This window comes from Microbacterium sp. NPDC064584 (assembly GCF_040687315.1).
In the GTDB taxonomy this organism is placed as follows: Bacteria; Actinomycetota; Actinomycetes; order Actinomycetales; family Microbacteriaceae; genus Microbacterium; species Microbacterium lacus.
This window is the reverse complement of sequence record NZ_JBFBMZ010000009.1, coordinates 166,584-184,372: the sequence shown is the minus strand read 5'-3', so window position 1 is coordinate 184,372 and position 17,789 is coordinate 166,584. Positions and strand designations below refer to the sequence as shown.

General features: G+C 66.8%; 17 protein-coding genes and 1 pseudogene. 11 read left to right on the top strand and 7 right to left on the bottom strand.

Annotated elements, in window-relative coordinates; genetic code table 11:
• The first annotated feature begins 282 nt into the window (after window positions 1-282).
• The 5 genes from AB0P18_RS13675 to AB0P18_RS13655 all read left to right on the top strand — a co-directional run bounded on the left by AB0P18_RS13675 (window position 283) and on the right by AB0P18_RS13655 (window position 6,628).
• Window positions 283-1,173 carry a phospholipase gene (locus AB0P18_RS13675; protein ID WP_344055613.1) on the top strand — a complete coding sequence of 297 codons (891 nt, stop codon included), beginning with the start codon at window positions 283-285 and terminating at the stop codon, window positions 1,171-1,173.
• A 126-nt stretch (window positions 1,174-1,299) separates the two neighbouring features.
• Window positions 1,300-3,120 carry an AMP-dependent synthetase/ligase gene (locus AB0P18_RS13670; RefSeq protein WP_363360481.1) on the top strand — a complete coding sequence of 607 codons (1,821 nt, stop codon included), beginning with the start codon at window positions 1,300-1,302 and terminating at the stop codon, window positions 3,118-3,120.
• Between the two features lie 31 nt (window positions 3,121-3,151).
• Entirely contained in the window at window positions 3,152-4,030 is an 879-nt protein-coding gene (locus tag AB0P18_RS13665; RefSeq protein WP_363360480.1) for a DUF1295 domain-containing protein, read from the top strand.
• A 101-nt stretch (window positions 4,031-4,131) separates the two neighbouring features.
• The gene (locus AB0P18_RS13660; protein ID WP_363360479.1) at window positions 4,132-5,355 is read left to right on the top strand and encodes a GAF domain-containing sensor histidine kinase; all 1,224 of its coding nucleotides are present in this window, start codon (window positions 4,132-4,134) and stop codon (window positions 5,353-5,355) included.
• Window positions 5,356-5,386: 31 nt separating this feature from the next.
• Complete coding sequence (locus AB0P18_RS13655) at window positions 5,387-6,628, top strand: amidohydrolase (RefSeq protein WP_363360478.1); 1,242 nt, start codon at window positions 5,387-5,389, stop codon at window positions 6,626-6,628.
• 408 nt (window positions 6,629-7,036) lie between these two features.
• Here AB0P18_RS13655 and AB0P18_RS13650 read toward each other — a convergent pair whose 3' ends face one another.
• Entirely contained in the window at window positions 7,037-7,222 is a 186-nt protein-coding gene (locus AB0P18_RS13650) for a LuxR C-terminal-related transcriptional regulator (protein ID WP_363360477.1), read from the bottom strand.
• Window positions 7,223-7,328: 106 nt separating this feature from the next.
• Here AB0P18_RS13650 and AB0P18_RS13645 point away from each other — a divergent pair, with 106 nt between their 5' ends.
• The 3 genes from AB0P18_RS13645 (at window position 7,329) to AB0P18_RS13635 (ending at window position 8,953) form a co-directional block, all read left to right on the top strand.
• Complete coding sequence (locus tag AB0P18_RS13645) at window positions 7,329-7,628, top strand: hypothetical protein (RefSeq protein ID WP_363360476.1); 300 nt, start codon at window positions 7,329-7,331, stop codon at window positions 7,626-7,628.
• Between the two features lie 101 nt (window positions 7,629-7,729).
• Complete coding sequence (locus tag AB0P18_RS13640) at window positions 7,730-8,308, top strand: LysE family translocator (RefSeq protein WP_363360475.1); 579 nt, start codon at window positions 7,730-7,732, stop codon at window positions 8,306-8,308.
• Between the two features lie 30 nt (window positions 8,309-8,338).
• Entirely contained in the window at window positions 8,339-8,953 is a 615-nt protein-coding gene (locus tag AB0P18_RS13635) for a phenylalanine--tRNA ligase beta subunit-related protein (protein WP_363360474.1), read from the top strand.
• A 196-nt stretch (window positions 8,954-9,149) separates the two neighbouring features.
• Here the strand turns inward: AB0P18_RS13635 and AB0P18_RS13630 are convergent, their stop codons facing one another.
• Window positions 9,150-9,545: a RidA family protein gene (locus tag AB0P18_RS13630; protein ID WP_363360491.1), complete on the bottom strand. Its 396-nt coding sequence runs from the start codon at window positions 9,543-9,545 to the stop codon at window positions 9,150-9,152.
• 136 nt (window positions 9,546-9,681) lie between these two features.
• Here AB0P18_RS13630 and AB0P18_RS13625 point away from each other — a divergent pair, with 136 nt between their 5' ends.
• Window positions 9,682-10,710: a WYL domain-containing protein gene (locus tag AB0P18_RS13625; protein ID WP_363360473.1), complete on the top strand. Its 1,029-nt coding sequence runs from the start codon at window positions 9,682-9,684 to the stop codon at window positions 10,708-10,710.
• Between the two features lie 177 nt (window positions 10,711-10,887).
• Here AB0P18_RS13625 and AB0P18_RS13620 read toward each other — a convergent pair whose 3' ends face one another.
• Window positions 10,888-11,565, bottom strand: coding sequence for a TetR/AcrR family transcriptional regulator (locus tag AB0P18_RS13620; RefSeq protein ID WP_363360472.1), 678 nt, complete (start codon window positions 11,563-11,565; stop codon window positions 10,888-10,890).
• Between the two features lie 29 nt (window positions 11,566-11,594).
• Between AB0P18_RS13620 and AB0P18_RS13615 the strand changes: the two are divergent.
• Together AB0P18_RS13615 and purU are read left to right on the top strand one after the other, a co-directional pair.
• Window positions 11,595-12,851 (top strand): annotated as a pseudogene (locus tag AB0P18_RS13615) (MFS transporter); the annotation flags it as partial.
• Window positions 12,838-13,710 carry a formyltetrahydrofolate deformylase gene (gene purU / locus AB0P18_RS13610; protein WP_363360490.1) on the top strand — a complete coding sequence of 291 codons (873 nt, stop codon included), beginning with the start codon at window positions 12,838-12,840 and terminating at the stop codon, window positions 13,708-13,710. The pseudogene AB0P18_RS13615 and the gene purU, both read left to right, overlap by 14 nt.
• 104 nt (window positions 13,711-13,814) lie before the next feature.
• On the opposite strand, the gene AB0P18_RS13605 is transcribed toward purU, so the two are convergent.
• Genes AB0P18_RS13605 through AB0P18_RS13590 form a run of 4 tightly spaced genes read right to left on the bottom strand, consistent with a single transcriptional unit; the run spans window position 13,815 to window position 17,566 of the window.
• A complete protein-coding gene (locus tag AB0P18_RS13605) occupies window positions 13,815-14,462 on the bottom strand; it encodes an HAD family hydrolase (RefSeq protein WP_363360471.1) in 648 nt (215 codons plus the stop codon).
• A gap of 13 nt (window positions 14,463-14,475) precedes the next feature.
• Window positions 14,476-15,372, bottom strand: coding sequence for a carbohydrate ABC transporter permease (locus AB0P18_RS13600; protein WP_363360470.1), 897 nt, complete (start codon window positions 15,370-15,372; stop codon window positions 14,476-14,478).
• A complete protein-coding gene (locus tag AB0P18_RS13595) occupies window positions 15,366-16,337 on the bottom strand; it encodes a sugar ABC transporter permease (RefSeq protein ID WP_363360469.1) in 972 nt (323 codons plus the stop codon). Before AB0P18_RS13595 ends, AB0P18_RS13600 begins: the two co-directional genes overlap by 7 nt.
• 17 nt (window positions 16,338-16,354) lie before the next feature.
• Entirely contained in the window at window positions 16,355-17,566 is a 1,212-nt protein-coding gene (locus tag AB0P18_RS13590) for an extracellular solute-binding protein (RefSeq protein WP_363360468.1), read from the bottom strand.
• Between the last annotated feature and the right edge of the window lie 223 nt (window positions 17,567-17,789).

Sequence of the window (17,789 nt, the reverse complement as noted above, 5' to 3'; positions counted from 1 at the left end):
GTGCTGGATCGTTCGGGCGATCTCGGCCGCCGTCGGCTCAAACGACCTCTTGAGGTCCGCCAGGAGTGGCGGAAGGGACGCCAGTTCCGTCCCGTGGGTGAACCCCATGGTCTCGACGTGCAGTTGTCGTCTCACGGTCCGGGGCGCGCACACGCGGCTGTCAGGAGGCACGGAGGGTTCGTCCAGACGGGGTGCGCAGACTGGGAGCTTCGCGTTCACCCGAAGAACGCCCGCTCCGGCGCGTCCGCCGGAGCCTCCTGACCCCGGAAAGACCTCTCCCCCGTGATTCACGACACCTCTTCTCGGCGTGCCCGCCGCGCCCGTCGCTCCCCGCTTTCGCATCGTCCCGCCCTGATCGCCGCCGCGCTCGGCGTTGTCGTCATGACCGGCTTCGGCTCCTCCGGGGCCGCGTTCGCCGCCACCGGACCCGATGTGGCCGCAGCGGTCACGACCGCGGGCGACACGATCCGCCAGATCTCGGCCGAAGCGCGGTCGACGCTCGATCTGGCGAAGGCGACGGATGCCGCCGCCTCGGCTCTGAGCGACGAAGCGGCGAACTCGGGCCTGGACCTCGGATCCGCGCCGACCACGATCGACACGAGCGACCTGCGCGCGCAGATCGAGCGCCTGAGCGCCGTGGATGTCGTGCCCGCTCTGCTCCTCCCCGGTGCCACGGATGACACCGCCGCCGCGATCGAGCGCGTGCAGCACAAGGTGTCCGACCTCCGCGACCGTCTGGATGCCGCGCAGGCGCAGAAGGCGGCCGAAGAGGCCGCGGCAGCCGCGCAGAAGGCTGCCGAGGAGGCCGCGGCGAAGGCCCAGGCGGAGGCCGAAGCCGCTGCGGCCGCGCTCGCTGCGGCGAACACGCCCGAGGGCGCGCAGGCGACCGCCCGTCAGATGGCGGCCGACCGCTACGGCTGGGGCGAGGACCAGTTCTCGTGCCTGATGTCGCTGTGGAACAAGGAGTCCAGCTGGAACTACCAGGCGTACAACGACTCCAGCGGCGCGACCGGCATCCCCCAGGCGCTTCCCGGCGACAAGATGGCGACCGCCGGTTCGGACTGGCAGACGAACGCCGCGACGCAGATCGCCTGGGGACTCGGCTACATCGAAGCCGCGTACGGCACGCCGTGCAGCGCGTGGGGCCACTCGCAGGCGACAGACTGGTACTGAGCACCCACGCGGAGCGCCCCTCGGACTCGCTGTCCGAGGGGCGCTCTGCGCTGTTCGCACCCATCCGATCGGCAGGCGGCACCGAAGACTCCCGTGACCCTCGCAGACCTTGCACGGAAGAACCCCATGCCCGAGCAGAGCACCTCGCCGCTGGCCGACCCCTCCTCGCACCGCAACATCACCGATCTCCTCGCGCGTCGGGCGGCGGATGCCCCCGATCACGCCGCGTTCGACGTTCCGACGGCCGACCCGGCCGAGCCCTGGCGCGCGGTCATTACGGGCGAGTTCGAGCGCGAGGTCGCACGCGTGGCCAAGGGGCTGATCGCCCTGGGACTGGGTCCTGGCGACCGGATCGCGATCATGGCCCCGACCCGCTACGAGTGGGCCGTCACCGACCTCGCCGCCTGGTATGCCGGCGCCGTCGTGGTTCCGGTGTACGAGAGCTCATCCGCGGAGCAGATCACGAACATCGTGACGGATGCCGAGATCAGGCTCGCCGTCACGGGTGACCCCTCGAGCGCGGAGCTCGTCCGGCAGGTCTTCGCCGAAACGGGCCGAGGCGACCTCGGCGTGTGGACGATGGATGACGGGCCGAGCTCCCTCCTCGCGCTGGCCGGGCGCGGCACCGAGGTCGACGATCCGACGCTCGAGCGGCGGCGGCTCACAGCCGCCCTCGACGATGCCGCGACGATCGTCTACACCTCCGGCACCACCGGCGAGCCCAAAGGCGCGGTGCTCACGCACCGCAACTTCCTCGGCCAGGTGCTGAACATCGCCGCGGCGTACCGCGAGGTCGTCCGCGAGGACGGCAACACCGTGATCTTCCTGCCGCTCGCGCATGTGCTCGCGCGCGGCCTGCAGCTCATCTGCCTCGCGTCCGGGATGCGGATCGCCCACGTGGCGGACACGACGCAGGTCGTACCTTCGCTCGCCGCCCTCCGACCGACGTTCCTCGTCGTCGTGCCGCGCGTGCTCGAGAAGATCCGCGCGGCGGCCGGCGAGAAGGCCGCGGCCGCGCACCTCGGGCGCGTGTGGGCCGCGGCCGAGCAGACGGCCGTCGAGGTCGGGGCGACCGCCGAGCGCGGCGCCGCGGGCTCGCTCGGCCTTCGCGTGCGCCGCGCCCTGTTCGATCGGATCTTCTACGCCCGGCTCCGCGGACTCATGGGCGGCCGGCTGGCCTGGATCCTCTCCGGCGGCGCGGCGCTGGAGGACCGGCTGTCCCTGTTCTTCCGCGGGCTCGGCGTGCCCGTGATCGAAGGCTACGGACTGACCGAGACGACCGCCCCGCTGACCGGCAACCTGCCCGGCATGATCCGCTCGGGCACGGTCGGGCGGCCGCTGCCCGGCTCGACCGTGCGCATCGCCGAGGACGGCGAGATCCTCGCCCGCGGCGTCGGCGTGTTCGCCGGCTACCGCGATGAGCGCCACAACGCCGAGGCGTTCCGCGACGGGTTCTTCCGGACCGGCGACCTCGGCCGGTTCGACGACGTCGGCAATCTCGTCCTGACCGGCCGCGTGAAGGACGTCATCGTGACGAGCTCCGGCAAGACGGTCACCCCCGGCGTCTGGGAGCAGACCGTCGAGCTCGATCCGCTCGTGGCGCACGCCGTCGTGGTCGGCGAAGGGCGGCCGTACTTGTCGGCTCTCCTTGTACTGGACCCCGAGCAGGTCGCCTCGTGGGCGTCGGCGCACGGGGTCCGCGAGCCGGGATCCCGATCGGAAACGGACACACCGCTCGCGGAGATCGTCGAGCCGCGCTTGCGGGAAGCGCTGTCGCGATCCGTGGATGCGGCGAACGCACGGGTGTCCCGCGCCGAGCAGATCCGCCGCTTCACGCCCGTCCTGACCGATCTGGCCGACCCCACCCTGATCACCCCGACGATGAAGATCAAGCGCGGAGCGCTGCTGGACCGCGGCACCGCTCTCGTCGACGCCCTGTACTCGTGACCCGCTCACCCGATCCGGAGAACTCCACACCATGACCTCTCAGAACCGCGCGTCCCTCCTCACGATCGTGATCACCCTCGTGATCGGCGCCCTGGTGGCGGTCGCCGGAAGCCAGGGCGGCGCCACGGTCGGCGGCATCCCCTTGTTCGCCCTCGCCGTCGGCGTCGCGTTCCTCATCCAGGTGATCGTGTTCATCCCGTCGGCGATCGCCCGGACGGAGAGGTTCTTCGATCTGACGGGCGGCGGGACCTTCCTCCTCGTGACCCTCGGGATCCTCGCTCTCTCGCCCGCGCCGGATGCGCGCAGCGTGGTGCTGGCCGTCATGGTGGCGGTGTGGGCGGTGCGACTGTCGGGCTTCCTGTTCGCACGGATCCATCGCGCCGGCAGCGACGACAGGTTCGACGACATCAAGGGCGAGCCGCTGCGCTTCCTGCGCGTGTGGATCGTGCAGGGTGCGTGGGTGAGTCTGACCGCATCGGCCGCGTGGATCGCGATGAGCAGCCTGCAGCGCCGCGACCTCGACGCGCTCGCGTTCGCGGGCATCGCAGTGTGGGTGATCGGTCTGGTCATCGAGGTCGTGGCCGACGTGCAGAAGACGGCGTTCAAGGCGAACCCCGCACACCGCGGCCTGTTCATCTCCTCGGGACTGTGGTCGCGCTCGCGCCACCCCAACTACTTCGGCGAGATCGTCCTGTGGATCGGTGTCTTCCTCGTCGCCGCGCCGGTCCTCAGCGGCTGGCAGTGGGTCGGCATCCTCTCCCCGCTCGTCGTCGTCCTGTTGCTGACACGGGTGAGCGGCATCCCGTTGCTGGAGGCGAAGGCGGATCGCACGTGGGGCGGGCAGGACGCCTACGAGGCGTACAAGAAGCGCACACCGGTGCTGATCCCGCGACTCTCCTCGCCTTCCTGAGCGCGGGCCCACCGTGGTGGGCACCGGCAAACCTCGCCGTGCAGAGCACCGGCCCCTCGGCGCTATCCTGAGGCGGACGGGTCATTCACGAGGGGACGCGCGTGACCACTGCGCAGGACGTGACCAGGCGACTCGCGATCGCCGAGTACCGGGTGGTGGGCGAGCCTCCCGAGCCCGATCTCGAGGGCCTGGTCCGCTTGGCGGCGACCGTGTGCGGCGTGTCGACGGCGGTGATCAACATCATCGACGACCGGCTGCAGCACCAGATCGCGGCTGTCGGCTTCACGCCCTCCATGTGCAGCCGCGAGGACTCGATGTGCGCGGTCGTGTTCCAGAAGCCAGGGCACGTCGTCGTCCCCGATGCACGCGCGGACGATCGCTTCGCCGACAATCCGTTCGTGACCGGCGCCATCGCCAACATCCGCTTCTACGCGTCGAGTCCGCTCATCACCCCTGCCGGCATCCCGATCGGCACCCTGTGCGTCTTCGACGAGGAGACGGGCGATCTCTCCCCCGCCGACAGCGCCGCCCTCGCGATCCTCGCCCATCAGGTCGTGGACGTGCTCGAGCTGCGCAGGATGACGCGCGCACTGCAGGCCTCGAACGACCAGCTCGAGACGTTCGCCGCGCAGGTCAGCCACGACCTGCGCAACCCCCTCGCCGCCGTCACGGGCTTCATCGAGCTGGCGGCGGACAGCCCCGAACTCGCCGACGCCCCCCGCGCCGCGCGGGCACTCGCGCGCGCCGAGTCCGCCGCGACGCGCATGGAGCGCATGATCGCGGACCTCCTCCAATACGCGCGCAGCGGTGGCGCCGAGCCCCGGCGCGAGCCGGTCGCCCTCGATGGCGTGCTGCGCGTCGTGATGGAGGATCTGGATGCCGCACTGCGGCGCTCCGGCGCGCGCGTGGCGATCGACACCCCGGCGACGGTCCTCGGCGACCCGACGCTGCTGGGCGTCCTCCTGCAGAACCTGATCGCGAACGCGGTGAAGTTCAGCGCGGCATCCGGTGTCCCGCCGTACGTCGAGGTGACGGCTTCTCCGATCTCGTCCGGATGGCGCATCACGGTGGAGGACAACGGTCCTGGGATCGAGCCGGATAACCGGGAGAGCGTGTTCGATCTGCTCGAGCGCGGCGACGCCCACGATGTACCGGGCTGGGGGATCGGGCTGTCGACCTGCCGGCGGATCGTCGAGGCGCACGGCGGGCTCATCGGCATCGAGGACTCGCCGCTGGGCGGCGCGACGGTGTGGATCGTCCTGCCCGACGCCCGGCAGGACGCGGCGCCGGCCGCCGAGATCGAGAGCACGTCCGCCGCAGCCTGAGCCCGTCCGCCGTCCGACCTAGGGTGGACGGATGACTGAGAACCTGGCGATCATCGGCGGCTACGTCGTCCCCGTGAGCGGCGACCCGATCCAGAACGGCACCGTCGTGATCAGCGACGGCGTGATCAGCGCAGTGGGAGCGGCCGGCGTCCCCGTTCCGGACGGAGCGCGCGTCGTCGACGCAGCGGGGCGCTGGGTGGTGCCCGGTTTCGTCGAGGCACACGGGCACCTGGGTGTCCACGAGGACGGCGAGGGGTGGTCGGGCAACGACACGAACGAGATGACCGACCCGAACGGTGCACGCTTCCGCGCACTGGACGGCATCGACATCGAAGAGGTCGGATTCCGCGACGCCCTCCGCGGCGGCGTGACGACGGCGGTGATCAAGCCGGGCTCGGGCAACCCGATCGGCGGCCGCACCGTGGCGATCAAGACGTGGGGTGGCCGCACGGTCGACGAACAGGTCGTCGCGCTGGACGTGTCGGTGAAGTCCGCGCTCGGCGAGAACCCCAAGCGCGTCTACGGCGATCGGACGCAGACCCCGTCGACGCGCCTCGGCGTCGCTTCGGTCCTGCGCGATGCGTTCGTGAGCGCCCGGAACTACGCCGAGAAACGCGCCGCGGCAGGCACGAAGGGCGAGCCGTTCACGCGGAACCTGACGGATGAGACGCTCGCCGCCGTCCTGGACGGCGAGCTCGTGTGGGACCAGCACTGCCATCGGCACGACGACATCGCGACCGCGATCCGGCTCGCGGAGGAGTTCGGCTACACGCTCGTGGTGAACCACGGCACCGAGGGGCACAAGATCGCAGACGTCCTCGCCGAGAAGGGCATCCCGGTGATCTTCGGGCCGCTGCTCACCTCGCGCTCCAAAGTCGAGCTGCGCGACCGCGCGATCGGCAATCTCGCCCTGATCGCCGCGGCGGGGGTGAAGGTCGCGATCACGACAGACCATCCGGTGGTGCCGATCGATCAGCTGCGCCTGCAGGCGATCCTGGCCGTCCGGGAGGGACTTCCGGCCCGGACCGCACTCGAGGCGCTGACCGTCAATCCGGCGTCGATCCTCCGCCTGGCCGATCGGGTCGGCGCGCTCGAGGTCGGCCGCGACGGCGACGTCGTGATCTGGTCGGGCGACCCGCTCGCGCTCGAATCCTCCGTCGAGCAGGTCTTCATCGGCGGCAGGCCCGTCGTGGAGCCGACGGATGCCGACGACCCCACGCCCCGCGTGGTGGAGCGGTGGGAGCGGTTTCGGCGCTCGTCCTGGACGGCGTGAGCCTTCGGGTGCGAATCACAGAAAGATAACGACAGCTCTTCCCTTCGTTACCTCGCCGTTATAGAGTGAGGTCACGGAAGTTGTTTGCTGTGGCAACGACCGCATGTGATTGCAGGACACTCTTGGTGCAAGGGACAAGGGCCGGTCGGGTTCTCCGACCGGCCCTTCACCGTGTCAGCGGAACCACCCGGAGGGACGCCACTGTCCGATGACAGTGATTCTGTAGTTTTTGCCATCGATTCTGTGGTTGGAATCCTCAGGATCGCAAGGGCTGCGGGAGTCCTGTTTGCTGCGCGGCGTGAACTCCGTGCCACCGAACGTGTAGCCGTCCGCGGAATCCGTCGAGATGCACACACTCGCGAGTGCATCTCGTATCCGGCGGGCGTCAGCTGTGGGGGCTCTGCAGATTTAGCAACACTGCTCGCACTCGGCGGTTGTCCTCGACTGGCTGAGGCCGAGTTTGGCGAAGATGTTGCCGATGTGCTTGCTCACCGCGGCGGCGGTAAGTGTGAGCGCGCCTGCGATATCAACGTTCGATCTGCCATCCTGGGCAGGCTTTCGGGCCGTCAAGGTTCTGGAGCAGAGTTTCGGCACGGCGTGTCGACGTCGCGGAGCTGCACCTGGTCGACGTGCCGCAATCGATCAGTTTCGAGCGATTGAGGGAACCTACAAACGAGTATCACGTCGATAGCGTTGGATCATGACGGTCATTGACGCTGAAACCGGGCTCTACGCAGCTTTCAAGTTCCTTCCCGAGGGAACGAAGATCACGGTGTACACACGAAACAAAGGGCGGGCACGGACGAACGTTGTCGCTGAACTCCGCAAGGAGCCCGGCGGCGGGTGGGATGATTGGCAGATTTTGAAGCGCCCCTCCACCGCCGACAGGTCACTGCTGCCTGCGACGTGGCCCACCGAAGACCCCGCCGTCGTTTCCTCGCGTGATCTGTCCGACGCGATCGGCAACGATCACGATCTGTGGGCCAACGTCGACGACTAAACGCCGTCACACATAGACGTCACTCGGACGCGGTACTGTTCGGAAGCAACGACTCTCGAAGGACGACGATTAGCATTGCATTCCTGCTGACCACCCTCGTGGTGGTCGCTACCCCCGGCACCGGAGCGGTGTACTCGATCGCCGCCGGGCTCTCCCGTGGGACCAAGGCGGGGGTCGTGGCCGCGTTCGGCTGCACCCTCGGCGTGATCCCGCACATGGTGGCCGCGATCACGGGGCTCGCCGCGATCCTGAACGCCTCCGCGATCGCGTTCCAAACGATTAAGTGGCTCGGTGTCGCATACCTGCTGTACCTGGCCTGGAAGACCTTCCGCGACAAGTCGCTGATCGACGTCGATGCCGATACTGCTCCGGCGTCGTTCTGGTCGGTGATTCGCACCGCGATTCTGATCAACCTTCTCAACCCGAAGCTGACGATCTTCTTCTTCGCATTCCTGCCCCAGTTCGTCCCCGCGGGCGAAGCAAACGGCACCTGGCACATGGTCGGCCTGAGCCTCGTCTTTATGGCGCTGACGTTTGTTGTGTTCGCTCTCTACGGGGTGTTCGCTGCCACGATGCGTAACCATGTCGTCACCCGCCCGAAGGTCATGGCGTGGCTGCGCCGCACGTTCGCGGCGACCTACGTCCTGCTCGCCGGCCGCCTGGCCCTCGAAACTCGATAGCCGCTGATGCAGTTCGGCCATGATCCGGCGATGCGCACGGAGTTCCCGCAGCTCGCCGTTGCAACGATCACCCTCGACGGTGTGACCCCTACCGCGGACGTCTCGGCCACCGCAGCACCATTTCTTGAGCGGGCATCCGTGCGACTTGCGGAACGGCCCGAGAGCGAGTTTCCCGAGATAGCGGCCTGGCGCCGCGCGTTCAGTCAGATGGGGTTGAAGCCCACTCAGTACCGGTGCGCGTCGGAGGCGCTGCTACGCCGCTTCAAGAAGGACGGCGAGCTACCCTCGATCCACCCCCTCGTTGACCTCTGTAATGCCGTCTCCGTCGCCTACGCGATCCCGATCGCGGTCTTCGACCTCGACCAGGTGACCGGCAATCTGCTCGTCACCCACGCGGCTGGGACCGAGACGTACCTGAGCTTCGGCGGAACTACTGAGACGCCCGAGCCCGGCGAAGTGATCTTCCGTGACGATGCCGGCAACGCCCACGCCCGCCGATGGACGAACCGCCAAAGCGCGCTCTCTGCCATCCGCCCTAATACCCGTCGCGTCCTCATCGTGAGCGAAGCGCTCCACGACACGGCGGCCGCCGACGTCGACGCGCTGCGAATCGAGCTGACCGAAGCCCTCGGGCAACACTGGTAACGTCCCAAAACCCTGCCCCGAAACCGATCGTCCCGTAACCGGGTTTCGATACGGCACACGTTTCCGGTCGCGGAGAATGACGCCGCGCTGACGACAGACCCCAATCGATCAGTTTCGAGTGATTGCGGAAACCTACAAGGCGGCGGGCTCGATGATGCTGCCCGCGCAGGGGCTCGCGCGGGCAGCATCGTTCGGATCAGGCGACCGCTGTACCTTCCAGCTCGACGAGCTGGCCGGGGATCGCGAGGCGGGTGACTTCGAGCATCGTGGTTGTGGGCGCGACGCCGGCTGCGCCGAGGCGTCCGGCCAGTTCCCCGTAGTGCGGGAAGAGAGCGTCGATGTCGGTCGTGTAGACGTTCAGGCGCACGAGATTCGCGAGGGTCATCCCGGCAGCCGTGAGCACCGCTTCGAGATTGTCGACGCTGAGCGCGAGCTGCGCAGCAACGTCACCATCGTGCTCGGGGCGACCATCCGCGCTCATTGCGGTCTGTCCTGAGATGTAGAGCGTGCGAGTCTCCCCAGATACGACTTCGCCCTGGTTGAAGCCCATCTCCTGCGACCACACGACCGGGTTTATTGTGCTGCGTTCCAGTGTCATTTCCTGCTCCATTCGTCGTTCGTGCTGCACCGGTAATCCGGCCAAGTCACGCGCCACCAGCGGTGACGTCAGTTCGAGCATTTCAACGAATCACGACACCTCCTGTCATGTATTCCTGAGAGAGTTTCTTATGCGCGCCGATCGATTGGTTTCTCTCGTGCTGCTCCTACGACAACGGGGCCGCCTCTCCGCGCCCGAGCTGGCAAAGGAACTGGAAGTATCCACCCGAACCGTCCTCAGAGACATTGAGGCACTGTCCGCCGCCGGGGTTCCGGTCTACGTCGATCGCGGCCGCAACGGCGGCTTCTCCCTGCTCCCCGGGTTTCGCACCGAACTGATGGGACTCAACCACGAGGAAGCCTTGGCCCTCCTCACTGCCGGCGGCGCTGGCGGACGGCAAGTGTTCGGCCTGGGCTCTGCCCTGTCCTCTGCCATGCGCAAGGTCGTCGATGCAATCCCGGTCGGCCACCAACTCGCAGCCACAGACGCCGCGCAGCGCATCCTCATCGAGCCAGAAGCTGACCTCCTGTCCCGGCACCGCATCACAGAAGGCATCCCCGAGGCGATCATGATCGAGGTCCGCCGCTCGGTACTCAACGGCCGCAAACTGCGCATCCACTACGCCGCCGAAGGCCGCGACCCCGCGTGGCGCGAAGTAGACCCCATCGGCCTCGTCACGGTGCGGGAGAAGGGCTACCTCCTCGCCCTATTCGACGGCAGCGATCGCACCTACCGCCTGTCGCGCATCCTGCTCGCAGAAGAACTCACCGCACCCGCCCAACGCCCGGCCGCAGTCGACCTCGCGAAACTTTGGGAGGCCCGCAGCGCACGATTCCGTGCCGGAGAATCCCAGCTTGTCGTCCTCGCCCGAATCGACCCGTTGAGACGCGAAGAACTCGCCGGCACGGCCCTCGCGATCATCCGGGAGACGACCGACCCGGACGGCTGGCTTCGAATCGAACTGACCTTCCAGGACCTACGACACGCGGAATGGGCGCTCTGGCAGCTCGGCACCAGGGCGGAAGTACTCAGCCCCCCGGAGCTGCGACAGGCACTCCGCCATCAAGCGGTTGAGGTCGCAAACCGTTACGCCTCGCCACCTGACGACCCGAAACTAGGCCTCACCAAAAACCAGGACCGAAACCCCGACCACCCGTAACCGGTTTCGATCCGGGAGACGTTTGCGGCACCCTCTCCTCAGCCCGCCCTCTGCTCGACCGGAAACGATCGTTATCTAGAGTCCTGAGGCCAGAAGCTTGCTGTGATCTTCAGTTCTGTGTCGTGGACGGTGTCTACGGTAAGGAGGACCTGGGGCCGGCTTGGTCGCGTGACCTGTTTATCCCCGCTGTACCGGGTGTGGGTTCTGGCGTGCCTCGACTCCGTCGAGAATTACATCCAGCCCGCTTGTGAACCAGTCTCGTTCGTCGGCGGGATGCCGATGCGCGATGAGTCGGCTCAGGTGTGGGAAATCTCCCAGGTCCAGATCGTGGAGTCGGTGCTGCCAGGCACGGCCCGGGTCGTCGCCCGCGTCGGCTTGCCGGTCTCCGAGGACAACGCGTGCGCTGCCCTGGACGTAGTTGTTCATCGTCATGATCGCACGGGCGGCCTCGTCCGGCATCAGGTGCAATTCCTCCAGGGCGGACAGTGCCCATTCCATCGCGGCTAGCGAGGCGGTGCCGAAGGGTGGGGTGACGGTGGCGTTGGCAGTCAGCAGCCACGGGTGAGCGAGAAACGAAGCCCAGTCCTGCCGGGCAAGTATGTGCATGCATTCCCGCCAGCCCAAGCCGGTTGCATCAGGGTAGGAGTACTCGGCGGTGACCTGCTCGACCATGGCACCGATGAGCTCGTCCTTGTCGGCCACGTGCCGGTACAGCGACATCGCTCCGGCACCGAGCCGTTCGGCAACGCGCCGCATCGTCACCGCGTCCAAACCGTCCTCGTCAGCAAGCTCGATCGCCGACGCGACGATCCGGTCGCGGGATAAGGGACCAGACGGCCCGACTCGTGGACTCAAGCGACACCTCCGGAACCCAGTGTATCGCGATGGGTACAACGTACGCTACGGTGGTTTGCGTACGTTGTACCCAAGGAGGAATCGTGTCGTCCCAAACTTCTCGTTCGCTCGGTCCACGGTCGCGGTGGCTCGGACTCGCCGTGCTGACGCTGCCCGTGATATTGACCTCGATGGACATCACAATCCTGCACATCGCGATTCCGACCATCACGCATGAGCTGACCCCGAGCCCGAGCCAGACGCTGTGGATTCTCGACGCCTATGGGTTCCTGCTGGCCGGCCTGCTCATCGTCATGGGCAACATCGGCGACCGGATCGGCCGGCGTCGGCTGCTCCTGATCGGTGCCGCGGTGTTCGGCGTGGCCTCGACGCTGGCGGCGTTCGCTCCGACCTCGGAGGTTCTCATCGCCGCACGTGCCCTGATGGGAATCGGCGGGGCCACACTCATGCCCTCGACGCTCTCATTGATACGCAACATGTTCACCGACCCGGCCGAGCGCACCCGAGCGATCGGCATCTGGACCGCGAGCCTGTCCGGGGGCATCGCGCTGGGTCCGATCATCGGCGGTCTGCTACTCGAAGCCTTCTGGTGGGGATCGGTGTTCCTCATCAACGTGCCCGTCATCGTGCTCCTGTTGGTACTGGCACCCCGCCTCGTTCCCGAGTACCGGAGCCCGACATCGGCGCGACTGGACGTGCTCAGCGTCCTACTATCCTTCGCCGCGATCATCCCGGTCGTCTGGGCGATCAAGACCGCCGCCGAGGAACTCGCACTCACCCCTGCCGCCGTGGTCGGACTGGTCGTCGGCGTACTGGCTGGCACCGTGTTCCTCATCCGGCAGCGGCGTCTCCAGTCGCCTTTGGTCGATGTCCGCCTGTTTGCCAACCCTCGTTTCAGTGGTGCCGTCCTGGGGGCGGGTCTGGCGATGTTCTCACTTGTCGGCGTGATGCTCTATAGCGCACAGTATCTGCAGCTCGTTGCAGGACTGTCGCCGTTGCTCGCCGCCCTTGCGATGCTGCCGATCATGGTCGCCGTCGGTGGAATGTCTGTTCTCGCCTCCGTGCTCGTGCCCCGCTTCGGCTACCCCCTTGTCTTCGGGGCAGGCGCGGCCGGGGCTGCCGGGGGAATGCTAGTGCTCAGCCGGGTCCCGGTCGACGATGGCTTGATCGTCGCCATCGTCTCATCCGCCTTCATCGGTGCAGGTATCGCCCCGATGATGACGCTCGCCACCGACGTCGTGGTCGGCTCCGCCCCGCCGAACCGCTCGGGTGCTGCGTCCGCCCTGTCGGAGACCGCCGCAGAACTGCCTCATCGTCCACGGCAGCGACCGGCCGGGGATCGTCGCGGCGGTGTCGGCCATGATCACGCGCATCGGCGGCAACATCGTCGCGTTCGACCAGTACTCCGACGACCCGACGGGTGGCGCGTACTTCCAGCGCGTCGTGTTCCACCGCCCCGGGTTCGCCGCCGACCGCCCGCTCATCGAGAGCGAGATCGCGCAGACCCTCGCCGGGTTCGACCTGGAGTGGTCGCTCACCGACCAGTCCGTGCCCAAGCGCATGGCGATCCTCGCGTCGAAGCAGGACCACTGCCTGCTCGACCTGCTGTGGCGCCACCGCCGCGGCGATCTGCCGGTGACCGTGCCCATGGTGATCTCGAACCACACCACCTCGGCCGAGGACGTGCGCTCGTTCGGCGTGCCGTTCTTCCACGTGCCGTCGGTCTCGGGGCACGACAAGGCCGCGTCCGAGGCGAAGATCCTCGAGCTGCTGCGCGGCAACGTCGACTTCGTGGTGCTGGCGCGCTACATGCAGATCCTGTCGTCGGACTTCCTCTCGCAGCTCGGCGTGCCGGTGATCAACATCCACCACTCGTTCCTGCCGGCGTTCATCGGTGCCGAGCCGTACAAAAAGGCCAAGGAACGCGGGGTCAAGCTGATCGGCGCGACGTCGCACTACGTGACCGACGATCTCGACGAAGGTCCGATCATCGAGCAGGACACCGTGCGCGTCACCCACGGCGACACCGTCGAAGAGCTCGTCCGCCGCGGCTCCGACGTCGAGCGGCAGGTGCTCTCACGTGCCGTGCTGTGGCACGCGCAGGACCGCGTGATCCGCCACGGCAACCATACGATCGTGTTCTGACGCGGCTCGGGTCAGAACACCTTTGAGAGAGCCGAGCGTGCCGAGGGCCCCAGCTCGCCGCCAGGCCGATACCGCCGTCACGGCAGCGGAGAACGCCGCCTTGACTACATCGTCTCGATCAGCCGCGGCAGATCTGCCATGCGCTCGAAGATCACCGTCCGCTCGCCCATCAGGCGCTCCCTCCGAGTCACCCCCGCGTAGGCCAGGACGCGCATGCCGGCAGCCCGCGCGGCCCGAACACCGAACACGCTGTCTTCGACGACGAGGCAGTCCTGCGGGTCCACGCCCATGCTCCGGGCCGCCCAGAGGAACACGTCAGGCTCGGGTTTTCCCCGCTCGACGTCTTCCGCGCTGAAGATCCGGCCTGCGAAGCGGGCGAGCAGCTGCGTCTGCTCGAGAGCGTCGCGGATCCGAGCGTGGCCACTGTTCGAAGCCACACAGGTCGGCAGCGAGATGTGCTCGAGACACTCATGGATGCCGGGAACCGCGCGCAGCTGCGACCGGAATGCTTCTACATACCAGTCGCTGTAGGCGTCCTCCCAGCCGGTCCCGAGCGGCCGCCCCACGAGTTCGGCGACCCGGGCCCGAAACACCTCCGCCGATGAGCCGGCGAACTCCTCCAGCACCTCGCTGAACGACAGGTCGCAACCGAGGTCCGCCAGAACCCGCCTGCTCACCTCCGCCGACAGCGTCTCGCTGTCGACCAGCACGCCGTCGCAATCGAAGATGACGAGCTCGGGGTGCCTCGTCATGTCGACGACCCCACTACTTGCCGATCCCCTCTGCCAGACCGCGCACGAAGAACCGCTGCGCCGCGAAGAAGGCGACGATCATCGGGATCGAGGCCAGGGTCATTCCGGCGAAGATCATCGGATAGTTCGTCGACAGCTTCGAAGCGAGGTTCGCCAGACCGACCGGAAGCGTCATGTTCTCGGTGCTGCTGATGAAGATGAATGCGAACAGGTACTCGTTCCAGGCGAAGAGGCACTGCAGAATCACGGCCGAGACGATGATCGGCACCGACATCGGAAGGGTGAGTCGCCAGAACTGCTGCGACCGCGAGCATCCGTCGAGCAGTGCCGCCTCATCGACCTCGTGCGGCAGATCCACCATGTAGGAACGGATCAGGAAGGTGATGAAGGGGATGCGGAAGGCGGTGTACAGGATCGTGATGCCGAGGAGCGAGTCGTAGATCCCCAGACTCTGCAGCAGCCTCAGCAACGGGATCAGGGCGACCGTCGGCGCGAGCATCATTCCGCCGACGATCAGGAACAGGACCGGGCGCGAGAACGGGATGGTGAGCTTGGTCAGCCCGAACGCCGCCCAGGCGCTGATCAGCGTCGTGGCGATGATCGATGCCACTGTCACGGTCACGCTGTTCCACATGTACTGCCCCACACCGAGGTTCCACGCATCGGCGTAGTTCTGCCAGAACAGCGTGGTCGGCAGCCCGAATGGGTCGGCGAGGAACTCCTGATTGACCTTGAGGCTGCTCATCAGCATCCACCCCAGGGGCACGATCACCAGCAGCGCTGTGGTCAACAGCACGCCCCAGACCAGCAGTCGCAGGAGGATCCCGGCGAACCCGATCCTCGTGACCGTGCGCCGCGAGCGCGCTGGCGAGGGTGCCCGTGTGGTCAAGGTCTCGGTCGAGGTCACCATTCCACTCTCCTTCGACGCGAGATCGACAGCTGAACGATGGCCAGCAATATCGTGATGACGAAGACGACTGTGGCGATCGCGGCGGCGTATCCGAACTCGTTGTTGATGAACCCCGCGCGGTACAGCCAGGTTCCGAGCACCTGACTGCTGTTGTTGGGCCCGCCAGCGGTCATCACCATGACCTCGTTGAATACCTGGAACGCGCCCGTGACGGTGACGATGATGAGGAGCGTCGTCATCTCTCGCACCAGGGGTGTCGTGATGTGCCAGATTCGGCCGAGTGACCCGACCCCATCGAGGTCTGCGGCGTCGTAGAGCTCACGCGGGATCCGCTGGATCGCCACCGAGAAGAGCAGCGTGGTGTAGCCGAAGCTCTGCCACTGACTCATCGCGATGATCGCCCAGATCGCGGTGGATTCCTGACCCAGCCAAGCCTGCGCGAACTGCTCGAGCCCGATCACCCGGAGGAACTCATTCAGAAGACCTGTCTGCGGCTGATAGATGAAGTAGAACAGCAGGCCGGCGACAGTGAGTGAGATCGCCGAGGGGATGAAGTAGATGGCTCGCAGGATGCCGCCGTGCTTGCGGACATAAGTCTCCACCAGTGCCGCCAGCACGAGCGCGCCCGCCACCTGGAAGACCAGAGAGACCACCGCATACGCCGTGTTGTTGAACAGCGATCGCCAGAAGATCGGGTCGCCTGCGGCCTGCGCGTAGTTGGCGCCTCCCACGAACTCCGGAGTGGGTTGGAAGACCGACCACTGGAAGAAGCTCAGGTAGATGTTCTCTGCGAGCGGGTAGTAGACGAACACGGCGATCAGCAGAAGCCCGGGAAGAATCCAGACGAACGACCTCCAGCCGCCGCGCGCCCGAAGGGGCGAGCGGCGGCTGGTGGGGCGCTGTCGCCGCCCTGCGCGAGCACTCTTGGAAGTGACCAGAGTCTCGGTGACGGTGACGTTACTCACGATGAACCTCGCGGCCGCTATTCGCCGGCGGACTGCTGCACTGACGTCATGACGCTCTCCGGCGTCGCAGTGCCGCCGACGAGAGCCTCACCACCCGCGAGATACGCCTGGGCGACCTGCGGCGGCGCGACGGTGTCGAGCCAGATCGCGAGGCTCGATGCCTCGGCAAGCTTCTCCATGGCCTCGATGGTCTGCGGAGGCGTCGTCGCAGGATCCAGTGAGTCCTTCACGGGGCTCGGATACCCGCTCATCAGCTCGGGCATCCTCGCTGCACCGTCCTTCGACACGATGAACTGCAGGAACGCGACTGCCAGAGCCGGGTTCTCCGACTTGGGGTTCACCAGCAAGAGGTCGGGTGCACCCACGAGCGAGTCGGGATCCCCGTTCCCTCCGTCTGCAGGCGGCAGCTGGAAGAGCCCATAGCCGTCGGCGTCGAGTTGCGTTCCCTCCAGCAGCCCGATCTCGAGAGATTCGAGGTACATCATCGCCGACTCGCCCGAGGCGAAGCCGACCTGCGCGTCGGTGTGATCGATGCCGTTGGCGGTGTCGCCCGTCTCGGTGCACTCATCGATGATCTGCCGGAGCTGCCCGAGAGCGGTGGCATAGCCCGGATCGGTGAACTCGGGCGCATCACTCGAGTAGTCCTGCTCCAGCGTCGCGCCGGGTACGTTGTACGAGTTCAGCTGCGTGACGTAGTGCAGAGCCGGCCAGCCGTTCTTGTTGCCGAAGTTCACGGGGTTGACGCCCTTCGACTTGAGCGTCTGGCACGTGCTCAGAAGCTCCTCGAAGGTCGTCGGCACCGACAGCCCGTTCTCGTCGAAGATCCTCTGGTTGTAGAACATGAACTTCGCGTCCAGATCGATCGGCACGCCGAAGTTCTTGCCGTCGTACACACCCGCGCCGACGGCACCTGGCACGAGCGTCTCGTTCCAGTCCGTGCCCTCGCCGATGACGGACGTCAGATCGAGCGCGAGCCCGGCATCGACGAACTGCTTGGCGTACGAGCCCGGCCACGCAAAGTAGATGTCGGGGATGCTGCTCGAGGAAGCAAGCACCTTGATCTTGTCTTTGTAGCCCTGGTCGGACTCCTGCTGGACTTCGACTGTCACCCCAGGATGCGCCTCTTCGAACTCCTTCGCCATCGCGGGGAAGTACTCGGACACGCTGGGGTCGGAGAACTTGTTCACCATCGTGATCGTGCCGCTGTACTCAACGTCCTCGAGGTCCACCGACGACGCCTGCCCGCCCGTGGACTGTCCAGAGCAGCCACTCAGGACCAGCGCCGCCCCCATGGCCGCTACCAGGGCCACCCTCTGCCGTGTTGACCTCATGATCGCAATAACCTCTCTGTCAATGCGCCGCTGACTGCGGTTTCAGTGAGCTTTGCACGAACTGATACCGGTGTCAAGATTCAAGTCGGTCTCAATCTGGCCATTGTGCGGCGAAATACTC